The organism is Paraburkholderia haematera (assembly GCF_905220975.1).
Taxonomy (GTDB): Bacteria; Pseudomonadota; Gammaproteobacteria; order Burkholderiales; family Burkholderiaceae; genus Paraburkholderia; species Paraburkholderia haematera.
Window position 1 is genome coordinate 104,552 of record NZ_CAJNBK010000006.1, and the last position, 25,961, is coordinate 130,512.

General features: G+C 63.0%; 21 protein-coding genes. 13 read left to right on the plus strand and 8 right to left on the minus strand.

The genetic code is table 11. The features are described from left to right. The first annotated feature begins 60 nt into the window (after positions 1-60). Entirely contained in the window at positions 61-1,683 is a 1,623-nt protein-coding gene (locus KHO23_RS13650) for a methyl-accepting chemotaxis protein (RefSeq protein WP_211611767.1), read from the plus strand. A 111-nt stretch (positions 1,684-1,794) separates the two neighbouring features. On the opposite strand, the gene KHO23_RS13655 is transcribed toward KHO23_RS13650, so the two are convergent. Continuing rightward, the gene (locus KHO23_RS13655; protein WP_007178724.1) at positions 1,795-1,998 is read right to left on the minus strand and encodes a cold-shock protein; all 204 of its coding nucleotides are present in this window, start codon (positions 1,996-1,998) and stop codon (positions 1,795-1,797) included. A 218-nt stretch (positions 1,999-2,216) separates the two neighbouring features. Between KHO23_RS13655 and KHO23_RS13660 the strand changes: the two genes are divergently transcribed. Then, positions 2,217-2,492 (plus strand): hypothetical protein, encoded by a 276-nt coding sequence (locus KHO23_RS13660; protein WP_211611768.1) that lies wholly within the window; start codon positions 2,217-2,219, stop codon positions 2,490-2,492. 53 nt (positions 2,493-2,545) lie between these two features. Here the strand turns inward: KHO23_RS13660 and KHO23_RS13665 are convergent, their stop codons facing one another. Further along, positions 2,546-3,646, minus strand: a complete 1,101-nt coding sequence (locus KHO23_RS13665; protein ID WP_211611769.1) for an AGE family epimerase/isomerase — start codon at positions 3,644-3,646, stop codon at positions 2,546-2,548. A 164-nt stretch (positions 3,647-3,810) separates the two neighbouring features. Between KHO23_RS13665 and KHO23_RS13670 the strand changes: the two genes are divergently transcribed. The 6 genes from KHO23_RS13670 to KHO23_RS13695 all read left to right on the plus strand — a co-directional run bounded on the left by KHO23_RS13670 (position 3,811) and on the right by KHO23_RS13695 (position 8,778). Beyond that, complete coding sequence (locus KHO23_RS13670; RefSeq protein ID WP_211611770.1) at positions 3,811-4,497, plus strand: MgtC/SapB family protein; 687 nt, start codon at positions 3,811-3,813, stop codon at positions 4,495-4,497. Between the two features lie 133 nt (positions 4,498-4,630). Continuing rightward, positions 4,631-5,968, plus strand: a complete 1,338-nt coding sequence (locus tag KHO23_RS13675; protein WP_211611771.1) for a hypothetical protein — start codon at positions 4,631-4,633, stop codon at positions 5,966-5,968. Between the two features lie 342 nt (positions 5,969-6,310). Next, positions 6,311-6,619, plus strand: a complete 309-nt coding sequence (locus tag KHO23_RS13680; protein WP_211611772.1) for a hypothetical protein — start codon at positions 6,311-6,313, stop codon at positions 6,617-6,619. 190 nt (positions 6,620-6,809) lie between these two features. Then, positions 6,810-6,968: a hypothetical protein gene (locus KHO23_RS13685; RefSeq protein WP_183082071.1), complete on the plus strand. Its 159-nt coding sequence runs from the start codon at positions 6,810-6,812 to the stop codon at positions 6,966-6,968. A 436-nt stretch (positions 6,969-7,404) separates the two neighbouring features. Beyond that, entirely contained in the window at positions 7,405-7,716 is a 312-nt protein-coding gene (locus KHO23_RS13690) for a hypothetical protein (RefSeq protein ID WP_211611773.1), read from the plus strand. A 129-nt stretch (positions 7,717-7,845) separates the two neighbouring features. Further along, complete coding sequence (locus KHO23_RS13695) at positions 7,846-8,778, plus strand: 3-hydroxyacyl-CoA dehydrogenase family protein (protein ID WP_211611774.1); 933 nt, start codon at positions 7,846-7,848, stop codon at positions 8,776-8,778. Here KHO23_RS13695 and KHO23_RS13700 read toward each other — a convergent pair. Beyond that, positions 8,765-9,202, minus strand: coding sequence for a HipA domain-containing protein (locus tag KHO23_RS13700; protein ID WP_236066835.1), 438 nt, complete (start codon positions 9,200-9,202; stop codon positions 8,765-8,767). The two genes, KHO23_RS13695 and KHO23_RS13700, sit on opposite strands and share 14 nt — an antisense overlap. Before the next feature lie 136 nt (positions 9,203-9,338). Between KHO23_RS13700 and KHO23_RS13705 the strand changes: the two genes are divergently transcribed. Next, positions 9,339-9,950 (plus strand): flavin reductase family protein, encoded by a 612-nt coding sequence (locus KHO23_RS13705; protein WP_211611776.1) that lies wholly within the window; start codon positions 9,339-9,341, stop codon positions 9,948-9,950. A gap of 109 nt (positions 9,951-10,059) precedes the next feature. Next, positions 10,060-10,494, plus strand: a complete 435-nt coding sequence (locus KHO23_RS13710; RefSeq protein WP_211611777.1) for a cupin domain-containing protein — start codon at positions 10,060-10,062, stop codon at positions 10,492-10,494. A 4-nt stretch (positions 10,495-10,498) separates the two neighbouring features. Here the strand turns inward: KHO23_RS13710 and KHO23_RS13715 are convergent, their stop codons facing one another. Next, positions 10,499-11,956 (minus strand): polyhydroxyalkanoate depolymerase, encoded by a 1,458-nt coding sequence (locus tag KHO23_RS13715; protein WP_211611778.1) that lies wholly within the window; start codon positions 11,954-11,956, stop codon positions 10,499-10,501. Positions 11,957-12,175: 219 nt separating this feature from the next. On the opposite strand from KHO23_RS13715, the gene KHO23_RS13720 reads away from it, so the two are divergent. After that, positions 12,176-12,829 carry a glutathione S-transferase family protein gene (locus KHO23_RS13720; protein ID WP_211611779.1) on the plus strand — a complete coding sequence of 218 codons (654 nt, stop codon included), beginning with the start codon at positions 12,176-12,178 and terminating at the stop codon, positions 12,827-12,829. Between the two features lie 60 nt (positions 12,830-12,889). Here the strand turns inward: KHO23_RS13720 and KHO23_RS13725 are convergent, their stop codons facing one another. The 3 genes from KHO23_RS13725 to KHO23_RS13735 all read right to left on the minus strand — a co-directional run bounded on the left by KHO23_RS13725 (position 12,890) and on the right by KHO23_RS13735 (position 18,553). Further along, positions 12,890-14,872: a methyl-accepting chemotaxis protein gene (locus KHO23_RS13725; protein ID WP_211611780.1), complete on the minus strand. Its 1,983-nt coding sequence runs from the start codon at positions 14,870-14,872 to the stop codon at positions 12,890-12,892. Positions 14,873-15,023: 151 nt separating this feature from the next. Beyond that, positions 15,024-17,648 (minus strand): heavy metal translocating P-type ATPase, encoded by a 2,625-nt coding sequence (locus KHO23_RS13730; protein WP_211611781.1) that lies wholly within the window; start codon positions 17,646-17,648, stop codon positions 15,024-15,026. A 233-nt stretch (positions 17,649-17,881) separates the two neighbouring features. After that, positions 17,882-18,553, minus strand: a complete 672-nt coding sequence (locus KHO23_RS13735; RefSeq protein ID WP_211611782.1) for an FMN-binding negative transcriptional regulator — start codon at positions 18,551-18,553, stop codon at positions 17,882-17,884. Positions 18,554-18,848: 295 nt separating this feature from the next. Between KHO23_RS13735 and KHO23_RS13740 the strand changes: the two genes are divergently transcribed. Further along, on the plus strand, positions 18,849-20,270 hold the full coding sequence (locus KHO23_RS13740; protein WP_211611783.1) for a DUF1254 domain-containing protein: 1,422 nt from the start codon (positions 18,849-18,851) through the stop codon (positions 20,268-20,270). A 241-nt stretch (positions 20,271-20,511) separates the two neighbouring features. After that, positions 20,512-24,306: a DUF748 domain-containing protein gene (locus tag KHO23_RS13745; RefSeq protein WP_211611784.1), complete on the plus strand. Its 3,795-nt coding sequence runs from the start codon at positions 20,512-20,514 to the stop codon at positions 24,304-24,306. Positions 24,307-24,361: 55 nt separating this feature from the next. Here the strand turns inward: KHO23_RS13745 and pdxR are convergent, their stop codons facing one another. After that, entirely contained in the window at positions 24,362-25,915 is a 1,554-nt protein-coding gene (pdxR, locus tag KHO23_RS13750) for a MocR-like pyridoxine biosynthesis transcription factor PdxR (protein ID WP_211611785.1), read from the minus strand. Between the last annotated feature and the right edge of the window lie 46 nt (positions 25,916-25,961).

Genomic DNA, 25,961 nt, shown 5'->3' on the forward strand with positions numbered 1-25,961 from the left:
GTTCGGCCTTGCCGTTAACCCGGACGTAGCTCCCGTCATTCTTTGCTTTAGGTGTTCACGATGTTCAGCAAGATCAAAGTCGCTTCCGGCCTATTGTGTGTTCTGGCCGCGTTCTGCGTTTTCCAGCTTGTTACGGTGGGTTTGGGGTTCTGGTCGCTCACGCGCACGCATAACGACGTGGGCGATCTGTCGAACATTGCCTTGAAGCAGGTGGACGCGGTCAATGAGACGACCCAGCATCTGATGGATGCGCGCATCAACCTGTCGCGCGCCGGTACGCGCATGGTGCGCGGCGGCGCCGAGCCGGCTGACATCGTGCAGCACGCCCGCGAGCAATTGACCGCCGCCGATCAGTCGTTCGGCGCCTTCATGAGCGCGCAGAAGACCAGCGACGAAAACACCACGCGCGCTGCTGCGCTTGCCGAACGTTATAAGAAACTGCACGACGCGCTCTCGGAGCTGGTGCAATTTCTTGACGGGAACAATATCCAGGCCTTTCTCGACCAGCCGACGCAAGGCTTCCAGGACGCCTATCTCGCCGAGTCGCGCAACTTCGTGCAATTCGGCGACGCCGCGAGCCGCGCGTCGATCGATTCGATCGACTCCCGCATGGCGACATTCCGGGCTGTCAGCATCGCGATCCTGCTTTTACTGGTGGCGGGCACGGTGGGTGTGCACGCGGCGCTCCGCAAGGGCGTCGTGGCGCCGCTGGAAGAAGCCGGCCGTCATTTTGACCGCATCGCGCAAGGGCGTCTGGACCAGCCGATCGCTTCGCGCGGCACCAATGAGATCGGCCGCCTGTTCTCGGGCCTCGCGAAAATGCAGGCCAGCGTGGCGCGCACCGTGCAAACCGTGCGCGAATCCGCCGACTCGATCCACCTCGGCGCCGACGAAATCGCCACCGGCAACGCCGATCTGTCGGCTCGCACCGAAAACCAGGCGGCGTCGCTTGAAGAAACGGCGTCGAGCATGGAGGAATTGACCGCCACAGTGCGCCAGAACGCCGATCACGCCCGCGAAGCCAATGCGCTCGCCGAAACCGCGCTAGAGGCGACCTCGCGCGGCAGTGAAGTGGTCAACGAGGTGGTCGACAAGATGCGCGGTATCGCGCAAAGCTCGGACAAGATCGCCGAGATCATTTCGGTGATCGACGGCATCGCGTTCCAGACCAATATCCTCGCGCTGAACGCGGCCGTCGAAGCGGCCCGCGCGGGTGAGCAGGGCCGGGGTTTCGCCGTGGTGGCGGGCGAGGTGCGTGGTTTGGCCCAGCGTAGCGCGCAGTCGGCGAAGGAAATCAAGACGTTGATCAGCGAATCGGTTGCCGAGATTCAGGGCGGCTCGAAGCTGGTCGAGCATGCCGGCGAAGCGATGAGCAACGTTTCGGCGTCGATCTCGCGCGTCACGCAGATGATGGCCGAGATCAGCGCGTCGTCGCTCGAACAGAGCACGGGCATCGAGCAGGTTAACCAGGCGGTGGTGCAGATGGACGAGATGACGCAGCAGAACGCGGCGCTTGTGGAAGAGGCCGCAGCCGCGGCAGCTTCACTGCATCAGCAGACGCAGCAATTGAAACAGGCCGTGTCCGTGTTCGAAATTTCTGAAACTGTGTTGCGCACGCAACATTTTGACGAACTGGGCGGTCAAACGGCGGAATTCGCGCTGTCCGGAATGCGGGCAATTTAAGCCGCGCGAACGCCCCCAAAGAGGGCATCCGCAATAGAAAATGGCCCGCCTAAGCGGGCCATTTTGCATTAGACGCAAGCGCCTAAGGGTGCTTCAAGTACCGGAAGGTACTTAGGCCGGCTGGATGTTCGCAGCCTGCTTGCCCTTCGGGCCTTGCTTAACTTCGAACGTCACCTTCTGGTTTTCCTGCAGGGACTTGAAGCCGCTGCCTTGAACTTCCGAAAAGTGCGCGAAGAGATCTTCACCGCCGTCGTCCGGCGTGATGAAGCCAAAGCCCTTTGCATCGTTAAACCACTTCACAGTACCTGTTGCCATTTTTGATCCAATAAATGTTGTGTGTTGCATTCGCGACCGCTATTTCTCAACGTGAGATCGAGCGCGAAGTGAGAGTTGTATCACGTCTTTATGATGGACGCCAATCAACACGTATTCGGGTATTCCCCTGATTGGGCCCTTTTGAGGCCTGGAAAGCATTTTGCAGGGTGCTGCAGCCGGTAGGGTAAACTGTTTGTATTACTCTTCCAGGAAAAACATTGACACATTATTTGCAGGAAGAACTTACGTCGTTCTGGAGCCGTTTGACCCCGTATCTCGCGATATTGGAGTCGAAATCACCTCAAGAGGACACCCCGGACCCGGTTGGCCGTATCACGGTCGATACGGCAGATCACCAGGCATTCGCCCTCCACACCACCGACAAAAAACCCCACGGCGACACGTCGGACACCCCCACCGGACAAAGCGCGACCTATACGCGATTTAAAGCTGCCGACGCCGATTGGGGCCCCTGGCAACGCGAAGAATATTGATTGACCGGTCAGTCGGCTTTTAACGCCGATGCCCCGGAGACGGCGGTCGGCGCCTAGCCCGGCAACGCGTCATAGGCGGTCGCAAGGTGATAGGGCGTGGTCGACGGCATGTCGGCACGCGCCACGTCACCGGCGGCCGTTTTGCATTCGAACCAGCCTTGCGGACGCAGGAATCGTTGGCGGAAAAGCTCGATTTGCCGAGGCAGCAAGGCGAGCACAGCGGGGTCGTCATGGCTCGCCAGGGCGCGCAGATATTCCGTCTGGGCCCAGATCCGCTGCGTGGCGTCCTTGATTCGCCCGGTTTCGTCGAGCGAGGCGCACACGCCGCCTGTTTGCGGGTCCACGCCATGGTGCTGCGCGAAGCTGAACGCGCGCGTCAGTGATTCCTCGAGACCTGAGGCCTCGAACAACGCGCCCGCCTGCTTGGCTAGCCAGAACCACTCGAACTGGTGCCCCGGTTCCAGACGGTTGTCGTCCGTGCCAATCGGCAATTCGGCGATGCAGCCGGTCGGCGCATGCACAAAGTGACGCGCGACGGCGCCGGCAAGACGGCGCAGCGCGGCGTCGAAGGTGGTGTCGCGCGTGGCGCTGCGGGCGGCTAGCCACGCTTCGGTCAAATGCATCAGGGGATTCTGGATCGGCGCGCCGGTCACGCGGGCGAAGTCCGCGGTGAGCGCGGCGTTGAACAGGTCGCCAGCGGCCGCGAAGTGCGACTGAATCAGTGCCGAGGTGCGATGCACGATGTCCAGCGCGTCGCGGTTGCCGGAACGGCCGCCATATTCCGCGCAGGCGAACACGACGAACGCATGCGTGTACAGGTCTTTGGTGGTGTCGAGCGGCGCGCCCTGCGCATCCACGCTGTAGAACCATCCACCGTGGCGCGTGTCCTGAAAGGTGTGCGTCAGCGAATCGAATAGCACCTGGGCATGAGCTGCATCGCCCGCTTGCGAGAACACGAACAATTGTCGCGCGCATGCCATTGCCCGGTAACGTTCCGCGGGCAAAGGCTCGGGACCCTCGGTGCTGACTGCTTCGTACGGCAGCTTCAACGCGGTGTTGAAACCGGGCCCGCGCCACAACGGCAGTACCACGTGAGTGAAGTGATCCCGAAGCGTGGTGGCGAGAGTGATCGTCGAAGCGGTGGAAGGGGTCATGCTTAGCTTGGTTCGGTTGGTCAAATGCGGTCATTCGAAGCGCGTGCGGGCTTTGGCTCTTGCCGTGACGCGGTGCGGCCAAGGATAAAGCAAACGGCTGCCGCTGGCACCCCGCCACCAGCGCGAAATACGCTTCAAAAAATTTCAGATAAGGAGGAAAAACAATGTTGGGGAACCTTGAACTCATTTCCCGTCTGATGCTGGCCGCTGCGCTCGGCAGCGTCATCGGCTTCGAGCGCGAACGGCTTTCGTGGGCCGCGGGGTTGCGCACGCATATGCTGGTCTGCGTCGGCTCGACGCTCATCATGATTGTGTCGGCCTACGGTTTCGCTGAAGTGCTGTCGGGCGATCACGTCGTGCTCGATCCGTCGCGGATGGCCGCCCAGGTGGTCTCGGGCATCGGCTTTCTCGGCGCGGGCTCGATCTTGCTGCGCGGCGAAATCGTGCGCGGGCTGACGACGGCGGCAAGCCTCTGGTCGGTCGCCGCTATCGGATTGGCGGTTGGCGGCGGGCTGTACACGGCGTCCGTCGCCGCGACCATCATCATTCTGATCATCCTCGCCGGAATCAAGCCGCTCGAGCGACGCTTCATCACGGTCAAACAACGGCGCCAACTGACGATGGTCGTCGAGCGCGGCACCATGACGTTTCATTCCCTGCACGACGAACTTGGCGCCGCGAGCCCGCGCGTCAAGCAGTTTGTGATGCAGCAAAGCGACGACGCGCCGGAGTGCGACGAAGTGATGATCACGCTGCATCGCGTGTCGAATACCGAATATGAAGCCATCTGCGCACGCCTGGGTCAGTTGCACGGCGTCAAGCAGTTCCGGCAGGACGAATCGTCGTCTTAAAAAGCGGAAAATCGTCGGCGAATGGCTTCGGCTGGGGCGGGTGGCCATGCGACAATGCGGTCTCGAAAAATTCCAATGGCATTGACGAGCGGTGCTCGGCGCCCGCTTTCCGGCGACGACCGCTTTTTTCTCTATGGCAGATTCCGCAGCATCCACGCAGTCCCGGCCTCAGCGCGCCGCTTCGAAGAAGCGGCGTCAGGCCACCGTCTCGACCGAAACTGAAAACAAGCTGGCGCGCGCGGCGCGCTCGGCACAACGTCTCGCGCAACTGAGCGATGCCTCGCGCGACGACAGCACACTCGACCTGTTCCCTGACGATCCCACCCGCGCCACGCTGGAAGCCATGAACATCGACATCCGGCAGGGCACGCTGCATGGCTTTGAATTGCCCGATGTCGTGCTGGCTGCGGTTGGCGTGATCGATGCTGACGGCGTGCCGGTGGAGGCACGGGCTGCGCGCCGCGCGCCCCGTGCTGCAAGATCCGATGAGCCGGTGCCGGTGAATGCGCAATTGAGCGGGTTGGAGACGGAGCCTGTTGAGGCGGGGGCTCCGCCTGTTGGCGAGCTGGCTTTTGGGGATGCAGAGGTGTCGGCCGAAGAAAAGCCGGCGGCATCGACGCGTGACACTACCGTGCCGCCGACGTCTGCGATGGCGGCGGCGACTGTGGCGCGCAGCGTGACCGCGCTGCGCCAGGCGGTCGAGCCGGGCGCCATGACGGCAGATACAGCGGCTGCATCGGCCTCAGGCGGCGCCAAACCGCCTATGCCGCCGCAGCGTTTCGGGACGACCTTTGCCAAGGCGACGACGGCTTCGCGAGAAGCATCTGGCGCCGAAGCCGCGAGTGCGGAAGCGGAGCGCGTGTCATCTTCGACGGAGTCCGAGGCAGGCGGGGTGGCTGCTGGTTCGAAGCAGGCCGCCAAGCTGTCGGGCGATGTGTCGGCATCCGCACCCGCATCTGCGCACGCAAGTGCTGCTTTTACTGCGCCCGCGTTCCGGGAAGCGCAGCGCGCCGAAGCTGCCGCGGCAGCACTGCGTGCCGCGCCTGAACTCGACCGCGCGCGTGCGACGGCCTTCGCCGATACCGTTGACGCGCTATATGGCGTGATCGCCGATCAACGCCGCGCGGCAACCGACCATTCGCGCCGCATGAAATGGATGCTGTCGATCGTGGTGGGCGCGTTGCTGATGACGGTCGCGATCGGCATCACGCAGACGGTGCTTCTGATGCGCCTGACGCGTGAAACCACGGCCCAGCAGCACCGCATCGAACAGATGATGCAGAACCAGCAGGCCGCCATGACCAGCTTGCTCGACACCCATATCGCGATGGCTAACGCGGCAACGGCCAGCGCCGCTTCTGACGCTGCCGCAACCGCGGCACCCCAGCCGGCGGCGGCCACGCCCGCGCATGGCAAACGCGCCGTGCGCGCACAGCACGCGCACAAGCCGAAAGCAGCCAACTCGCACTGATTTTCAGTGCCGCCGCGCCGGCGAGCGTCGGCTGCGGCGGCGTATCTCTTCCGGCTTCTGCTCCTGCCTACCGCGGCTTCGCGCTTCGTGTCCGCCGCTTCGCGGATTTCGGCTTCCGGATCGGCGCCGTAAGGCATCTTTCGCCGCCTCCTACTGGCATCCCTGCTTCCGCTCCGGCTCCCCGCTGCCCACCTCCCGCTTCCTGACCCTCGCTTCCCAGATAGGCGCCGTAAGGCACCATCTGCCACCACCCCATCGCAAGCTAATTTTCGCGTTTTACACTCTCGATGCTGCTGCGAAGCCGGACCGGATACGCCAGCGCATCTTCTGACGGGAGCCACCATGCCGGCCAGCGAGCACAAATACTCTATTGAGGAACTGCTAGGCGCGCTTTTGCGCGATCAGGGCATACACGAGGGCCACTGGGCGTTGAATGTGGAGTTTTCGGCGACGGGCGCCTCCGTCAAGCCACAAGACAATCCCGCGCGGACGCTGCCGGGGCTGATCGTGTCCGTCAACAGCGCGACGCTTGTGCGCGCGGAGAGCGCAGCGGCAGGCGCCGTCGATGCCGCCGTGGTCAACCCTCGCAAAAACGTGGCGAGCGCGAAACCCACGCGCAGCAGGAAGCCGCAGGCGACCACGCTTCAGTAGACGAAAGATTTGACCCTGAAATATGAAAAACAGGGACGTTGTCGTGGTGCAACGCACCATTGATAAAACCCTGTGACAACACACCACACCCGAGAAATTGCTGCATTGCACTAGCTTTTGACTAGGGAAAACCCTATAATTCATCTTAAGGGAAAACCCTAGCTAATGCAGTAACCAACCGGGAGTCGCCATGAGCTTCATTTTTGCATTGTTCCAAAAGGTCAGCGACCTCTTTGCGTCGCCCCATCTGCCGCTGGATTCGGACTACTCGTACGCTGCGCGTAGCCGCGAAACAGAGCGCATGCGCAAAGCGCAAGCTACGTTGTTCGGCATCAAGCTGAGCGACTAAAAAGCAAAGCTGTACAGCCTGAGCGCGGACCACCGCGTACGGGCGCGCACGTCAAGTGCGCCTCGCATCATTGAAGCCACTGCCCGCGAAACGCGTGCCGTGGCTTTTGTTTTTTTGGATGCTTACTGCCCGATTCCCCAGCTTTCCGAATATTTCGCGGCCGAAATGAATGTAACGCCGCCTCACAAGGTGTCGCCGTGACGTTCAGTTGATCCACCGCGCATGCGCAGTAGACGGGCGGCTAATCCCAAAAAGACGGATCCTCATCCGTCCCTTTCTATGAAATGTGCGCTTACAAGTGCTCACGTCTCCGTGCGGTTTGCGCCGCTAAAGTTGGTTTCAAGCGTACGGCGTCTGGTCCGAACCCAAAATCGCGGTTCGATGTCGACCGAACACGGGCGCTGGCTTGATACAAAACTTTGCATGGGAGGTCACTATGAAAACCTTTAACAAGACGTCGCGTTCGATTATTGCAACCTTGCTGGTGGGCGGCGCGTTGCTCGCAGCGGGCAGTGCTTTCGCCCAGGAACGGGTGATTGTCGAGAATGGTCCGGGACCGGTGGTTTACGGTCAGCCGCACATGACGCCGGTGGACGTGTCGATCAACATCGGCTGGCATGGTGATCGTTACTGGGACGGCCATCGCTACTGGGCCCATGACGACTGGATGCGTCATCATCCGCACGACTACGATCCGCATCACCACGGCGATCACGACGACCATCGTCCGCCGCCCCCGCGCTATTAATGCGCGCGTGACGGCGCCGCATGGCGCGGCGTGAAGTCCGCAAAGCCGGTCCTTCCTCACGGAAGACCGGCTTTGTCACGTTCGGTCTTGAAGAACGGCGCGCTGCGTTATGCTTGAACGCTTTCATCGATGGCAGCGGAGAGCGGCGTGGACAAGGCAGTCATAGGCGTAGTCGGCACGGGATTGATGGGCGTCGGCATTGCGACGCAAAGCGCATTGCACGGGCATCGGACGATCGTTCACGACGTCGATCCGGCGCGCCTCGCGAGCGTTGCGCCGAAAGCGGAAGCGGTGCTCGACGAACTGATCGACGCCGGACGTATCGACCACGCTGCCAAACAGGCGGCGCTCGCGCGCATCGAGACGCATGCACAGCTCGACGTTATGGCGTCGGCGCAATTCGTGATCGAGGCGATTCCCGAAGTGCTCGAACTGAAGCATCGCCTGTATGCGTCGCTGGCCGGATTGATGGCGGACGATGCAATCCTCGCGAGCAATACCAGCGGTTTTCCCCCCGATCAACTGGCTGCTTCGCTGCGTGCAAAGGAGCGCTTTCTGATCGCGCATTTCTGGAATCCGCCGCACATGATCCCTCTCGTCGAAGTTGTGCCGGGTACCGCGACCGCGCCGGAAGTGACTAATCAGACCGCCGCGTTGATGAGCGCGATCGGTATGGAGCCGGTGGTGCTGGCGAAGGCGATTCCTGGATTTGTTGGCAACCGGTTGCAGTTCGCGGTGCTGCGCGAGGCGTTGAACATCGTGCGCTCAGGGGCGGCGACACCGGATGTGGTCGATCGGGTCATGAAGGCGTCGCTCGGGCGCCGGTGGGGAATTGTCGGGCCGCTCGAGGGCGCGGACATGGGCGGCCTCGACACTTTTCTCGACATCTCCACGCATCTGATGCCGGAACTCGCAAAAGACGAAGACGTGCTCGATCTGCTGCGCGCGCAGGTCAACGCGGGGCGCGTCGGCGTGCGCAGCGGTGCTGGTTTCTATGAATGGGACGAGGCGCATTTAGCGCGAGTCAAGGAAGGCCGCAAGCGGGTGATTAGTCGCGGTTAGTGGCCGTCGATGCACTCGCCGCCAACCTATCCCTCTGCCTCCCAACCCCACCCAGAATCGATTCCGCTAATCCCTTCGGAAATTCTGAGGGCACAAGGCCGTTCACCTCGTTGATCACCTGATCAGTCGCGTCAACCACTTCAGCAATCACGTCCTGCACCGTCTCGCTACCCAATCCAACCTGCCGAGCCTGTTCGATCCAGTGCCGCCGGTGAATGTTTTCGATGAGATAGTGATGGGTACTGCCGCGAACGGCCATCGCCATCTTCGCCTTTTGACGCGCAATCTGATTTCGCCCGGGGCCGATGATCGGATGCGCGGAGAGCACGTCATAAAGTGGCGTCGACCGGTACAAGCCGCCTGGCAGATGAAAAATACTGAAGTTCTTCGCATGCCCATCCGTTGCTGCGAGCAGCCAGAACACGACGCGAGGCCAAGCGAACAACCTGAATTCCCCGAACGGCCAATAACAGCAGCCCCCTTCAATCCCGTCCCAGCAGCCCCAGCCACTCTGCGGTATAAATACCTCCCGCCTCACCCGCAAACCCCAACACAAACCCATGTCCCACTACTTCTACGACCCCGCGGCCGGTCACGGCCTCCCGCATGACCCGTTCAAGGCCATCGTCGCCCCGCGCCTGATCGGCTGGATCTCCTCACGTGCCACCGACGGCACGCTGAACCTCGCGCCCTACAGCTTCTTCGGCGCGTTCGCCAGCTTCCCGCCGATCATCGGCTTCTGCAGCGAAGGCCGTAAAGACAGCATCGCCAACATCGAGGCCACTGGCGAATTCGTCTGGAATCTCGCCTCAAAGCCGCTCGCCGAACAGATGAACCGCTCGTCAGCGCCGGTCCCTCCGCACGTGGACGAATTCGAACTCGCCGGCCTCACGCCCGCGCCGGGCCGCAATGTCGCCGTGCCGCACGTCGCCGAATCGCCGGCCGCGCTCGAATGCAAGTTGCTGCAAGTGGTGCGTTTGCATACCCTGGAAGGTAAGCCGATGGACAACTACCTGTCGCTTGGGCAAGTGGTCGGCGTCCATATCAACGAGGCTTATCTGAAAGACGGCCTGTTCGACACGCACGCAGCGCAGCCGATCATGCGTGCCGGCTATCGCGCGGATTACGCGGGAATCGGCGAGATGTTCCAGATGTTCCGCCCGACCGCATAGCGTTTCTTTCCGCAGCGCAAAGCCCCCGCAAACTGGCCCGCATGATGCTTGCAACCGACGCTCCAACGCGTCGTTTTCAAATGCCGGCTCACTCAAGAGGAGCGCGATCATGTCCACCGAATTCGCTACGCAGTTCAGCCATGTCCGTCCGCAAGACACGTCCTACGTGGATCAGGGCCTGCGCGACTTCTTTCTTTACCGTGATTTAGGCATCGCTCAGGCAACCGGCGGCAAGGTGCTCGCGCAACTCGTCAAGGCGAATCACGCACCAGAGCAAGGCACGGGTTGGCACCGTCATGAGGCTGATTTCCACATTGTGATCATGTTGAAGGGTTGGGCGCGCTTCATGTACGGCGACAAGGAGACGCTCGTCGCCGCCGGCGATTGCGTGCATCAGGCGCCGGGCATCGTCCACTATCTGTTCGATTACTCAGAAGATATGGAGTACATCGAAATCGTGTCGCCCGCCGATTTCAAATCGATCGAAGTCGAAGGTCCGTGCGAAGTGCCGGCGGTGCAGCCGTGGAAGAGCGCCGCGGCTTGACTCGCTATTGCGTCGCGGGTGGCCGTCGGCGCGGTGATCGTGACGCCTCCTGAGGCTTGGCGCCGGAGCTGGAACCGGCTTCGTTCGTCGCGGTAGTCGTCACGCCCGTATCGATCTCGACGTCGACCACCGCCGCCGCAGCCGGCGCTGCAGCGGTCACCTCAGAAGCCACCGCCGCAGCCACCGACATCGGCTGAATCGTGCGTGCCCGCGAACTGACCAGCACCGCCCGCGGCTCGTTATCGTAAATCACGGCTCGCACGCGCGGATAAATCTGCCGTTCCCACCGATGTCCGTTGAACACGCCATAGTGCCCCACACCGGTTTGCACATGATGCGTCTTCAGATACGGCCGCAGTTTGTCGCACATATCCTGCGCGGCGAGCGTCTGCCCGACTGCGCAGATATCGTCTTTTTCGCCTTCCACGGTCAGCAGCGCCGTACGGCGAATCTTTGAAGGCTCCACAAGCCGCCCCGCCACCTCGAGCTCATGCAGCGGCAGCGCGTGCCGCTGAAAAACCGTATCCACGGTTTCCAGATAGAAGTCGGCCGTCAGATCCATGGTCGCGAAGTATTCTTCGTAGAAAGTGCGGATTGCGTCGGCCTTCGCCGGATCGCCCTTGGCGCGCTCGTAATGCATGGTCTCGAACGAGTCGAGATGGCGGCCGAGGTTCATCGACATAAACGCCGTGAGCTGCACAAAGCCGGGATACACGCGACGATGCGCGCCCGCAAAACCGAACGGCACCGCGCCGATCAGGTTCTGCTCGAACCACTCGATCGGCTTGCTCTTCGCCAGTTCGTTGACGCGCGTCGGGTTGATGCGCGTGTCGAGCGGGCCCGCCATCAGCGTCATGCTGGCGGGCTGTGCGGGGTTGTCATCGGCGGCCATGAGGGCGACCGCGGCCAACGCGGCGACAGTCGGCTGACACACCGCCAGCAGATGCGTGCCGGGCCCGATCTTCTCGGTGAAGTCGATCAGGTGCCGCACGAATTCGTCGAAGCCGAAACGGCCCTGGCTTAGCGGCACGTCGCGCGGGTTGTGCCAATCGGTGATGTAGACGTCGTGCTCGGCCAGCATGGTGCGTACGGTGCCGCGCAGCAGGGTCGCGAAGTGGCCGGACATGGGCGCGATCACCAGCACGCGCGGCTGCGGTTGCGAAAGGGAGGCATCCTTACGGAAATGCAATAGCGAACAGAACGGTGTATGCGCTGCGACCTCCTCGACGATCCGGGCGGATTTGCCTTCCGTCACCACGCTTTCGATGTCGAATGGCGGCCTGACAGGCGTGAGTCCGGCGAGCGTCAGCAACTCGCAGGCCGCGCGAATCGAGCGTCCATGCGACGTCTCGCCAAACGCAGGCCACGCGTCGAGCGAATGATTCACCAGCGCAGCGCCGTGCCGCATCGGCAGCATCATGTCGGCGAAAGCCTGGTATGTGGGATATGCGAACAGGTTCATAACCTTCGCACGAGTGCAGGAAAGGAAGGAACCCGAATAGAGGCAAGTCATGTGCCAATCATGCGGTCGCACTGGCGCGGCCGTCCCTGCACGCTGGCATAGCATTTGCGCAAGTCATGGGAACGGGCCGAATTTGCCGCGCTTTGGTGCGCCCGCGCACGGCAACGTGCATGCGCAGCGTCAGGCGGCGGCGGAACGCCTCATCTGGAGGAGAATCGTATGGCGAATACCACGCTCACCATCAGCAGCAAGAATTATTCGTCGTGGTCGCTGCGCGGCTGGCTGCTGACGAAGTTCAGCGGCCTGCCGTTCGAAGAGATCGTGATGCCGATCGACGATCCCGCCGCGCGCGCCGAATTGCTGCTGCTGTCGCCGTCGATTCTGGTGCCGTGTCTCTTTCACGACGGCATCAAGATCTGGGATACCCTGGCGATTGCCGAATACCTGAACGAGGTGAAGCCGGGAGCGGAGCTGTTGCCGAAAGACATCCGCGCGCGAGCGCATTGCCGCTCGATTTGCGGTGAGATGCATTCGGGTTTTGCTTCGCTGCGCTCGGCATTGCCGATGAATCTGAAAGCGCATTTTCCGGGCTTCAAGGTGTGGGCGCGGGCGCAATCGGATATCGACCGCATTGTGACGATCTGGAGCGAGTGCCTGAAGCAGTACGGCGGGCCGTTTCTATTCGGCGAGCGTAGCGCGGCGGACGCGATGTATGCGCCGGTGGTGACGCGTTTCGTGACCTACGACGTCAAGCTGGATCCGGAGATTGTCGACTATGGGCAGCGCATCATGGCGTTGCCGGAAATGCAGCAGTGGATCGCGGACGCGCAGCAGGAAGTGGAAGAGATCGACGAGCTGGACGTGGAGTTTTGATGACGGGTTTTAATGACGGCGCACGACGCGGCGAGACCCGCCGCGCCGTTAAAAAACACTTTAATCCCGCCCCGCTTCCAGCTTGAACACGCTAACCACCTGCGCAAGCCGCGCCGCGTGATCGCGCAACTCGGCCGCTGCTTGTTCCGCCTCGCCGACAATCGTCGCATTCTGCTGGGTTGCCTCGCCGATCTGCGTGACGGCAAGGTTGACCTGCTCGATACCACCCGATTGCTCACGTGACGCAACGCTGATCTCCGCCATGATCGCGCGCACCTGGCCCACCTGGTGAACGATGCCCTGCATCGTCGAGCTGGCCTCTTCGGCGATCCGGAAGCCGTTCTGAACAGTCGCCGTGGAGGTGGCGATCAGGCCTTCGATCTCCTTCACCGAAGCCGCGCTGCGCTGTGCCAGCGCGCGTACTTCCGAGGCCACCACCGCAAAGCCCCGGCCGTGTTCGCCGGCGCGCGCCGCTTCGACGGCTGCATTCAACGCAAGAATATTGGTCTGGAACGCGATGCCTTCGATCACGCTGGTGATCTCGGCGATCTTCTGCGAGGAACGGCTGATCTCGCCCATCGTCGAGACCACGCGTTCGACGGCGCGACCGCCTTCGAGCGCGGCGTCCGCGGCATTCGTGACGAGCGTGTTGGCCTGCGCGGCATGGTCGGCGTTCTGCTGCACGGTCGACGTGATCTGTTCCATGCTGGCCGCGGTTTCTTCGAGGCTGCTCGCCTGCGTAGCGATACGCGCGGCAATGTTGCCGCTGCCGGCGGCGATCTTTTCGGTGCCTTCCGACATATCCGTCGACGCATTGCGCACTTGCGAAACAATGCGCGCGAGGCCTTCGCCGATGCCGTCGATCGACTGCATCAAGCGGCCGATTTCGTCGGCGCGCGCATTCGCACCGTTGCCGCTCTTTGCCACGCGCACGCTCAGATCGCCCGAGGCGAAGCGCTCGGACGCCTTGGCGGCTTCATCGAGCGGACGGCTCACCAGGCGGCGCACGGCGATCAGGAACACGATCGCGAACGCGCCGACCAGCGCGAAACCGATCACGAGGAATGTATTGCGTGTTGTGACGACGTCGGCCATCACTTCGTCGCGCGGTGCGACGCCGCCCACCAGCCATTGCCATTCCGGCACGGTGATGAAGGACACGAACTTGTCGCGCGCGTTGCGCTCGCCGAGCGTCGCGTCGGCGGAGCTGAATTCGAGCTGGCCTTCTTTCATGTCGAGCATTTGCTGATACGGCGCGTTCGCGTTGTCCGCGTTCTGGCCGGCGGCAGCAGGATGCACGATCAGCTTGCCGCGATCCGCGCCCTTCGAGGCGTTGACCACAAAGTAGTAGCCGCTGTCGCCGATTTTGAGTTTGCTGATGCCGTCTTCGACCGACTGGATTTCCTTGTCCACGTTCACGCCGACGAACAGCGCGCCGATCACGCGACCGCTCGCGTCCGTAATCGGCCGATATTGGGTAATCAGCCGTTTGCCGAAGAGCGCGGCAAGTCCCGTATAGGATTTGTTCGCGAGGATCAGCGCATACGCGGGCGCCTTGCGGTCGAGCAGCGTGCCGATCGCGCGCGAGCCGTCCTGTTTCTTCAGCGAAGTCGTCACGCGGACGAAATCGTCGCCGCTACGCGCGAACACGGTGGCCACCGCGCCGCTGCGTTCGAGAAACTGATCGGGGATCGAAAAGTCCATGTTCAGGACTTTGTCGCCGGCCTTGAAGGTCGGCGTGGCGACGCCGTTGACGTCGACTTTCTGGCTGTCGTCGAGCGTGTAGCTGGTGGGCAGGAAGCTCGCGAACAGCGACATCGAGCGATCGACTTCGGTCGACAGCGCCTTGTCGAACAGCGCGATCATGGCGGCGATCGAGCGGTCCTTATCGGCGATGCGTTCGAGCACCTGATCGCTGACCAGCTTGCCGGCGCTGCGCGTGAGCGCCCAGGTAAAGGCAGCGAAAATCAATGCCACCAGCACGCACGACAGCACGGCAAGCCGGGCGCCAACGCTGGCGCGGCGCAAAGAGAGAAGTTCCATGGACGCTCGGGGTAAAGAAGGACGTATGACGTGTAACCAATGCGAATGCATGGTTGACATCTACGTCATGATTACGGCCAATTTGCCCCTATCTTTAGCGCCTTAGAAAGCTTTGCGTAATATTGCGCCGAGTATCGTCGTCAACGCGTCGTCAACGCGCCGACACGCCGCGCCAGGTGCGCAGCAGGAGTGCATTGGTGACGACGCTGACGCTCGAAAACGCCATTGCGGCACCGGCCAGCATCGGGTTCAGCAAGCCGAAGGCGGCAAGCGGAATACCGATCAGGTTGTAGACGAACGCCCAGAACAGGTTCTGCTGGATCTTGCGCCAGGTCCTGCGCGAAATGTCGATCGCGTCGGCCACCAGCGCCGGATCGCCGCGCATCAACGTGATGCCGGCCGCCTGCATCGCGACGTCGGTGCCGGTCGCCATGGCGATGCCGATGTCGGCGGCGGCGAGCGCGGGGGCGTCGTTGATGCCGTCGCCCACCATCGCGACAATGCCGGCGCTGCGGATCTTCAGATCGCGAATCACGCGGGCTTTGTCGTCAGGCAGGACTTCGGCATGGAATTCGGCGATGCCGAGCGCCTCGGCGACGCTCGCCGCGCTGCCGTGGTTGTCGCCGGTGACGAGCACGCTTTTGACGCCCATTTGCGCGAGCCGTTCGACGGCCGCGCGGGCGGTCGGTTTGACGGTGTCGCCGAAGGCGATCAGCGCGAGCGCGGTGTGCGCAAGCGGTGTGCGCTCCATCAGCCACGAAACCGTGTTGCCGGCGGCTTCGAGCTGTTTTGCGCGCTCGGCGAGTTGTGGCGGCGATACGATGCCGAGTTCGTTGAGCCAGCGCGTGCTGCCGAGCGCCAGGGTGCGGCCATCCAGGTCGGCTTCTACGCCGCGGCCGGGCACCGCGCGTGCGGCGCTTGCTGTAGGTGTCGCAACCGGCGATTCCATCGCGACATTCGCCACCGCAACGGACGCTGAAGCTGCCCGCGCCTCAACACCGCCATTCGCCGGCGAGTCTTCAACCGCAGTGTCGTCTCGAAGCGTGCCCGCCTGCGCCGCTTCATACGCCTTGACCACTGCCCGCGCCAACGGATGATCGCTATGCCGTTGCACGGCCGCGGCGAGCGCTAATGCCTCGTCGCGTCCCATGCCGCCGATTGCCTCGAACGCCGTCACCGACGGTTGCCCGAGCGTCAGCGTGCCGGTTTTATCGAACGCGACGATCGTCACCCGATGCGCGGTTTCCAACGCCTCGGCGTCCTTGATCAGCACGCCGCGCCGCGCAGCAACGCCGGTGCCGGCCATGATGGCCGCAGGCGTCGCCAGTCCGAGCGCGCACGGGCACGCAATCACCAGCACGGCGACCGCATTCAGAATCGCGGTTTCACCGCCCGCGCCTGCAATCAGCCAGCCCACCAGCGTGAGCGCCGCAATCGCCAGGATCGCCGGCACGAAGATCTCGCTGACACGGTCGACCAGACGCTGGATCGGCGCCTTCTCGGCCTGCGCGCTTTCCACGAGGCGGATGATTCGTGCCAGGGTCGTTTCCGCGCCGATCGCGGTGGTTGTCACCGCAATCGCGCCTTCGCCGTTGATCGAACCGGCGGTAACCGGATCGGCGGCCTGCTTCGGCACCGGCAGGCTTTCGCCGGTAATCAGCGATTCGTCGATATGGGTGCGGCCTTCGAGTACCGCGCCGTCGACCGGCACGCGCTCGCCGGGACGCACGATCACTACCGTGCCGACCCGCACCTGCGCGAGCGGTACTTCCCGTTCGTCCGCGCCGACGCGGATGCGCGCACGGTCGGGGCGCAGCGCGTTAAGCGCGCGGATCGCATCCGTGGTCTGGCGCTTGGCGCGCGCTTCGAGCCATTTGCCGAAACGCACCAGCGTAATCACCACCGCCGACGCCTCGAAATACAGATGCGTCATGTCGCCTGGATGGGTTGCCAGTTCGTAGACGCTGATGCCATAAGCCGCCGACGTGCCGAGCGCCACCAGCAAGTCCATGTTCCCGGCGCCGGCCCGCACTGCACGGTAGGCCGCGCGATAGAAGCGCGCGCCGAACACGGCCTGCACGACGGTGGCAAGGCCGAATTGCAGCCACGGAGAAAGCATGGCGTGCAAGCCGAACCATTCCCCGACCATCGGTAGGATGAGCGGCAGCGTCAGCACAGCCGAAGCGAGCACGGCCGCCAGTTCACGGCGGGTCTGGTTGCGTTTGCTGTCGGCAGAGGCGGCCGTGTCGGAGACGGACGCCGGTGCGTCTGGCGGCACCATGAGCGTCGCCTCGTAGCCGGCTTTCTTGACCGCTGCGATGAGCGCGTCCGTGTCGGCTCCGGCGCTTGGGTCGGCTGGATGGACGGTCGCCGTTTCGGTCGCCAGATTCACCGACACGCTCGCGATGCCAGGCACCTTCGCGAGCGCCTTCTCCACGCGCATCGCGCACGAGGCGCAAGTCATCCCGCCGATCGCCAGTTCCGTGACGTGCGAAGTTTCCGCCGATGTGACGTCCGGGCGCGCCGACGGCGTGGCTTCGTAGCCCGCTTTGCGTACGGCGCTGGCGAGCGTTTCGGGGTCGACGGCAGCGTTGCTGTCGATGCTGGCTTTTTCAGTGGCGAGATTGACTGAGGCGCGCGTGACGCCCGGCACTTTCGCCAGCGCCTTTTCCACGCGCATCGCGCATGAGGCGCAGGTCATTCCGCCGATGTCGAGTTCGGTGGTTCTGGAGGGCAGGGCGTCCGCGGGACGCAGCGTTGTGGCAAGTTCGGTCATGGCAGGCAAGGCTCGTCGCGGCATTGGGCCGCATCATGAACCGAGTATTAACCTTCCCATGATGGGAAGGTCAAGGCTGTTTTTTGTAGCGCGTTGAAGCGCCGCCAACCGCGCCACCCTAATGCGTTGCCGAAAGCGCCCGGGATGTCCGCCAGTCGATCGGGTCCATGGCGCTAGCTGCGCAAACGGGGAACGGGCGCCTGAGTCGCGAGACGGTTGGCGAGCAAAAAAGCCTAGAACGCCGGCGGCGCGTCCAGCATCGCCTGGCCAACGGCCTTCTGTTCATCGGCGGTGCGGGCCAGCAGGGCTTCGGCCGCGCCGCGCCGGTCGGCGGCTTCCTTGTTCTGGCCGAGTTTCCATTTGCCGACCAGTCGTGTGACCTCGATCTCGAGACCGACGATCGCCCCCAGCATCTGGGCGATATAGTCGGCCGGCGCGTCTCCCATCTTCCAGGGCACCGCTTCGCCCGCTTCCATCTTGCGGGTTAGCCGCGCGACCAGGCCACGCACGAACGCCTCGTCGTCGCGCACGGTGATCCGGCCGTGCGCATGGACCACCATATAGTTGTAAGTCGGCACCTGGCGATGCGTCTCGTGCTTGCTCGGATACCAGGTCGGCGAAATATAGGCGGCGGGCCCCTGGAAAATGACGAGCGCTTCCGGGTTGGCGGCGACTTCCTGCCAGACTGGATTGGCACGAGCGACGTGGGCGCGGAGTATGCCGTGGGAATGCGCGGGCGCCGCGTCGCTCCCTCCGGGAACTGGCTGCGCGTCGAACTCGAATGGCAAATGGTTCGCGTCGAGCCCATTCGGCCCGTGCGTAATCAGCGCGCCGAACGGCTGCTCGGCGATCAGGCGGTGGAGAACCTCTGGACGATTCTCTTCAAAATGGGCTGGCATATACATAAAACGCTCCGGATACAGAAGGGCGGTGAGGAGTTGGAAAGGGCGGCCGGCCGGGCATGAACCCACGCGGGAGTGGCAAAAATCGTCAACCGTACTGTAAATGGTGTCCGCGGGCTCATTATCAGGCGCTATTCCTGCCTTTGCCCTTGCCTGGTGAGCAAGGATACGATACAACCCGATGTTGTCGGAACCGCGAGCCGCGGATTGGCTGCGCTGGGCTTAGGGAGGCCACGCAAACAGGTTCCGTCGCGCACCGACGTCTCCCTTAGGACCGCACGTTCTGCCACCTGAACGAATGATAAAAAATCGCCAAGAACTGTTTTCGCTTCACTGGACCTGCGCGTCGCTCGCAGGCCTCGCATTTCTGGCCGGTTGTGCGTCGACGCCTTCCACGACGCAAAAAACCACCGGCTGGATCAAGGATGAAGTCGCCGATTCATATGTATTCGGCTATCCGCTGGTGCTGATGGGCGTTGCGCGCGACGCGGCGGTCGGCACCGATCCGGGCCAGGCGCCGGTCAATACGCTGCGCCACGCGCAGGCCCTGCCGCCGATCGGCGCAGCCAATCCGCTGCAGCCGAGTCTCGACACGCTCGATTCGACCGGCTGGCTGGACGTCGGCAGCGAGCCGGTGATCGTGTCGCTGCCCGACTCGCACGGCCGCTACGTCGACGCCCGCGTGCTCGACATGTGGACCAATGTCGTCTGGTCGACCAGCTCGCAGTTCGCCACCCGCGCTGCGGGTATCAAGGCGCAAACGATTGCCTTCGTCGGCCCGGGCTGGCAGGGCGATTTGCCCAAGGGCGTGACGCGCGTCGCCGTGCCGACCCGCAACGCATGGGTGAGCGTGCGCATCCAGTCTAACGGCACCCGCGATCTGACGGCGGTGCGCAAGCTGCAGCACGCCATCCGTGTCGCGCCGCTGAGCGTCTACGCCGGCGACACGCGCTCGGCGCAGATTTCGCCGCCGCGCAGCAATGCCGCCGATGCCGCCGCCATGGCCGCTTCCGGCACACCGGCCGCGCGAGTTGCCGCGCTCGACGCGAACGGTTTCTTTAGCCGGCTCGCGCAGGCTTTGCCGGACAACCCGCCGATGCCGGCCGATCCGCACGCACTGAAAATCCTGTCTGACTTCGGCGTGACGCCCGGCGATCCGGTGAAGCTCCCGAACGCGCCGGAGGCGGTTGCCGCGGGTCTTGCCGACGGCCACGAGCGCGTCGTCACACCGCCGTCCAATCTGCTGAGCGGCAATGGCTGGAGCTGGTTCGGCGACGGCGTCGGCAACTACGGCCCCGACTACGCGATGCGTGCTTACGCCGCGGCCACTCAGCCGGGTATCGGCACCAAGGACGACGAAGTGCGCGCGGTCGTCACCCAGGACAGCGACGGTCATGCGCTCAACGGCGCAAACCGTTATGTGATCCATTTCGCGCCGAACCAGTTGCCACCGGTACGCGGCTTCTGGTCTATCACGGCGTACACGAAGGACGGCGCGTTAGGCGAAAGCGCGCCGGCGCGTCTGGCAGTTGGCGATCGCAACGGCGTGCGCCGCAATCGCGACGGTTCGCTCGACGTGACGGTGTCGTCGGTGCGCAGCAGGAGCGGCAACTGGCTGCCGGCGCCGCGCACCGATCTGCAACTGGTGCTGCGTCTGTACGCGCCGAAGCCGCAAGCGACTGACGGTAGCTGGCAACCGCCCGCCGTCGTGCGTCAGTAAATTGCGTCGGTGAAATGCATGCGTGGTGCTATGCGTCACGGCTGTGACAGCAATGCATGAGTGACGCATAAATCCACCCATGTCCGCCGCTTTGTGCCGGCGGACATGGGCTGCTGTAGCGTGCAACAATGTGTAAGCCACGGCTTACATTGCTATCCCGCGTAAGATTCACCACTTATACTGCCGCTTGCGGGATTTTCGTTTCGCGGCGGGCTTGCCGCCGCATTACCCAAGACCGAGCATGGCAAGCCTCAATAAAGCATCAATCGCCTCTTCCATGCAGACCATGCGCAACGTCGCGCAGTCACGCCGCACCCGGCGTGTCATCACGGGTCTGCTGATCTTCCTCGTATTGTTCGGTCTGCTGGGTTTTTTCGCGGCGCCGCCGTTGATTCGCCACATTGCCGAACAGCAACTCAGCAAGCAGCTCGACCGGCCTGCCACGATAGGCCGCATTGCGCTCAATCCCTACACGCTCAAACTCGAAGCCGATCGCGTGCATATCGGCGAGCGTGGCGGCGCGGGCGACTTCGTCGATATTTCGCGGCTTATCGTGCAGCCGTCATGGAGTTCGCTGTTTCGCGGCGCGCCGATCGTCGACGAAATACAACTCGATTCGCCGCGTTTTCATATTGTTCGCTACGATGCGCAGCGCTTCAATTTCACCGACCTGATCGAGAAATTCTCGAAGCAGCCGGCCACACCCAATAGCAAGCCGACACTCTTTTCAGTGTCGAACATTCGCCTCGAAAACGGCCAGATTACGTTCGACGACAAGCTGCTCGGCGTCATGCACGTGATCGATCAATGGAAGCTCGGCATTCCGTTCATCGCCACGCTGCCTTCGAAAACCGATATCTTCGTCGAGCCGTTGCTGCGCGCACGCATTGACGGCAGTCCGCTTGCTATCGACGGCAAGACCAAGCCGTTTGCCGCGTCGCGCGAATCGGAAGTGTCGCTGCGCTTCGACGGGCTCGACGTGCCGCGTCTCATGTCCTACGTGCCGACCAGGCTGCCCGTGATTGTGCAGAGCGGCAAGTTGTCCACCGATCTCAAGCTCAACTTCGTGATGTCCAACGACGCGCCTTCGCTGCGCGTGGCGGGCACGGTTGATTTGAACGACGTGGACATGCTCGATCAGGGCAAGGCGCCGTTCTTCGCCGCGCGCGCGGTGCATGTGGCTGCCGCGACGCTCGAGCCGCTGAAGAGCCTGTATCACTTCGACGACATCCGCATCGACGCACCCAGCGCCAATCTCGCTCGCGATAAAGAAGGTGTGTTGAGCGTCGAGAGAATGTTCGCGACTGCGCCTGCTGCGAAGGCGTCTGCCGTTGCGTCTGCCTCTGCGCCGGCTTCCGCGGCGGCCAAAAACGCGGCGAGCGCGCCGGCCGCGGCATCCGGTGCGGGCGTCACGGACAAGCCCGCTCAGCCTCTGGACCTGTCGATCAAGCGTTTCGCGCTCAATGACGGTACCTTGAATATTCACGACGAAGCTGCCTCACGACCGGTCGATCTCGGCCTGCAAAAACTGGCCGTCACGCTGACCGACTTCTCGACGCTCGCGACTGCTCCCGCGCAATACGCGCTCAATACCGACTTCAAGGATGCAGCCGGCTCGCTCGGCGTGGCCGGTGCATTCGGCCTGGTCACGAAGACTGCCAACGCAAAGCTCGATCTGAAGTCACTGCCATTGCCGCTGTTGCAGCCGTACCTCGACGCGACGACGGCGGCGCAAGTGGTCGACGGTGCGCTGTCCGCTAACGCGAACGTCGGCGCGAACTGGTCGAAGTCGCCAGCGGCTGTGATGGTCACCGATACGCAACTGGATCTGCAATCGCTCAAACTCGCGGCGCGCGGCAGCAAGGCGCCAGTCGTCTCGCTCGCGCAAGGCCAGGTGTCGATCAAGCAGGTGGACGTGGTGGGACGCACGGCCGATATCACCGGCGTCGATACGACCGGCCTGGTGGTCAACGCGCAGCGTCTGAAAGATGGCAGCATCGACCTCGCCGCGCTCGCCGGTCCGCATCAGGCCGAGCAGCAGCGCACGGCGATTCATGCGGTGAAGAAGGCGGAAGCAGAAGGGCCCGCCTGGCACTACAAGATCGGCGAACTGAACCTGAAAGACGCGACCGCCAATTTCACGGACAACACCACGCCGAGTCCCGTGAAACTGAGCGTGACGCCGCTACAACTGAAGGTGCAGCAGATCAGCGACGATCTGAGCAAGCCGCTGCCGGTCGATCTGCAAGCGACGCTCAACAAGAAAGGCACGCTCGGCGTAAAAGGCGCCGTCACGGCGGCACCGCTCAAGGTGGCCGTCAAGGTGAACGCGAACCGCCTGGATGCGGCGGCCTTCGAACCGTACTTCGGCAACAAGCTGAATGCGCTGATCGCGAGCGCGTTGCTCAACGCGAATGGCGATCTCGCGCTGAATCAGGCGAAGGCGTTGAAAGCGACGTACCGCGGCGACATGGCACTGGTCGACGTGCGGATGCTCGACAAGGCGACATCCGACCCGTTCGCGGGTTGGAGTTCGCTCGCGCTGACCAACCTGAAGGCCGATTACGACGAACACGGCACGGTGGTCGACGCGGGCCGCGTCACCTTCACGAAGTTCTATGGGCGTGTGCTGCTCGACGCGCAAGGCAAGTTGAATCTCAGCGAAGTGGTTGCGCACGAAAGCGGCGCCGCGCAATCGCTGACACGCGACAAAAGCGGCACGGAACCCGTGCCGTTGACGCCACAAGCTGCATCGGACGTATCGTTGGCTCAGGCGGCGTCCGCGCCGGTACCGGCGTCGTCTGCCACGCCCGCCACGGTCACGGCCGCAACGCCGCCGCAAAGTCCTGTCAAACTGCACTTTGGCCAGCTTGTGCTGCAACAGGGCCGCGTGACCTACACCGACAACTTCATCAAACCGAACTACACGGCGAACCTGGTCGGCATTCAGGGCACGGTCGGCGCGTTCGGCACGGAATCGACGACCTCTGCCCCCGTGGACATTGCCGCGAAGCTGGCGGCCAATGGACCGCTGTCGATTCGCGGCACGGTCAATCCGCTGATTGCAAAGCCGGCGCTCGATTTGACTGCGAGCGCGCACGATATCGAACTCACCAACCTCACGCCGTATTCGGCTAAATACGCCGGGTATCCGATCACCAAGGGCAAACTGAACGTCGATCTGCACTACAAGCTCGATAACGATCAGTTGAACGCCGACAACCACATTTTCATCGATCAACTCACGTTCGGCGATCACGTCGAGAACAATACGGCGACCAAGCTGCCGGTGCGTCTCGCGATCTCGCTGCTGAAAAATTCGCGCGGCGAAATCGACGTGAATCTGCCGGTGTCAGGTTCGTTGTCGAATCCGGAATTCAGCATTGGCGGCCTGATCTGGCATGCGGTGCTCAATCTGCTGCAGAAGGCCGTCACCGCGCCGTTCTCGCTGATCGCCAATGCCTTCGGCGGCAATGGCGAAGAATTAGGCTATGTCGAATTCGATCCGGGGTCGGCGAAACTGTCGGACGCTGCGGACAAGAAGCTCGACACCATCGTGAAAGCGCTCGCCGACAAGAGTTCGATCCGTATCGATCTGATTGGCCGCGTCGATCCGGCCGTCGACGAACCGGGCCTGCGGACGCAATACGTCGAACGCGAGGTTAAGCAGCAGAAGATCAAGGACGTGGTGGGCAATGGCGAGAGCGTGGATCTGTCGACTATTACCGTGGATCCGAAGGAATACGACAAATACCTGGCCAAGGCCTACAAGGCAGCCGACTTCAAGAAGCCGCGCAATTTTGTCGGCTTGACCAAGAGCCTGCCGGACGACGAGATGAAGGCCGCGATGGCCGCCAACGCTCCGATCGACGACGCCAGCTTGCGTCAGCTCGCGCAGCAACGGGCGCAAGCCGTGCAGCAATATCTCGAGGGCAAGATCGACAGCAGCCGAGTGTTTATCGTTGCGCCGAAGCTGACTGCAGACGGTATCAAGGACAAGGGCGCCACGACGCGGGTGGATTTCGGGTTGAAGTGATGTGGTGTGGTGTGGATGCACGCCGCCGCACGTTTCGTGTGTCGGCGGCATGCGTTCAGGCGGCGCGCGTCGGCGCCTTCTTCAATACCGTCTGCTCGATCACGCGCGCGAGCGTGTCGAATGCCGGGCCGATCTTTTCGTTCGCCACGCACGCGTATCCCAGCAACAGTCCGCGCCGTGCGGGCGTCTCGCTGCTGTAGTAGGCGGCGAGCGGCCGCACGATCACACCGGCGTCGTAAGCGGCGGCCGTTACCGCGCGATCGTTCGCATGATCGGGCAGGCCGAGCACCAGATGCAGGCCGGCCTCGTCGCCCATCACGGGAAGTTCGTCACCGAAACGCGCGGTGATCGCGTCGATCAGAATCTGCCGGCGCTCGCCGTATAACGCGCGCATACGGCGAACATGCGACGTGAGATGGCCGTCCATGATGAAGTCGGTCATCACGGCCTGCTGCATTAGTTGCCCCTCGCGATAAAGCTCGGCCACGCCCGTGCGGAACGTATCCACCAGATGCTCCGGCGCGATCATGTAGCCGATCCGCAAACCCGGAAACAGCATCTTCCCCAAGCTCCCCACGTAGATCACCTGGCCGGCGTCGTCGAGTCCTTGCAGCGACGCGAGCGGACGGCTGCCGTAGCGGAACTCGCTGTCGTAGTCATCCTCAATGATCCAGACGTTGTGCTGGCGTGCATACTCGAGCAGCGTGCGGCGGCGCGCGAGACTCATCACCATGCCGAGCGGATATTGGTGCGACGGCGTGACGAGCGCGAGGCGCGGAGGCTGTTGCAAATCCTGTTCGCGTGGGTTGAGGCCTTCGTCATCAACCGGCACGGGTACCAAGGTGATCCCCGACGATTGCAGCACGCTGCGCGCGCCCCAATAGCACGGCTCTTCCACCCACGCGCGATCGCCGACGTCGGTCAATAAACGCACCGCCAGATCGATCGACTGATGAATGCCCGTCGTGATGATGATCTGGTCCGGTGTGCAATTCACCGAGCGCGCGACCCGCAGGTAATCGGACAACGCGCGCCTTAAAGGCCGATAGCCGCCGCCGGGCGCATAGGTCAGTAGATCGGGATTGGCTTCTTTCCACAGCCTTGCCTGCAAGCGGCTCCATGTGCGCGCCGGGAATTCGGCGACGTCCGGCACGCCCGGCATGAACGCGCCCCACTGTTTGGCGGAGACGCCGGCCTGATCGATGAGCCTTCGCCCGCGCGTGGAGAGATCGCCCAGATCGCGTTTTGGCGGCTTTGAGGCCTCGGCAGCTTGATCGGCACCTTCCGCATCGACGCTCGCCACCGCCGGCTTCCTGCGCATATTCACGGCCGCCGTGTCCGGCCGCGTGTCGGCGACATAGGTGCCGCTGCCGGTGGTCGAGATCACATAGCCTTCGGCAGTCAACTGGTCGTAGACGTGCAGCACCGTGTTGCGCGCGATGCCGAGGTCCTCGGCGAGCATGCGCGAACTCGGCAGCTTGGTGCCGGGCGGCAACTGGCCGGTCAGGATGGCCTGCTGCATCAGCCGCAACGTCTGTCTGTAGACCGGTTCGGCGGCGGCGCGGTCGAGCCGTGCAGCAAGCCAATCCGACAAAATCACGGTGTCCAAGTGGTTCTATCCGGAATAATGAAATGGTTCCATATTGTAGAACCGT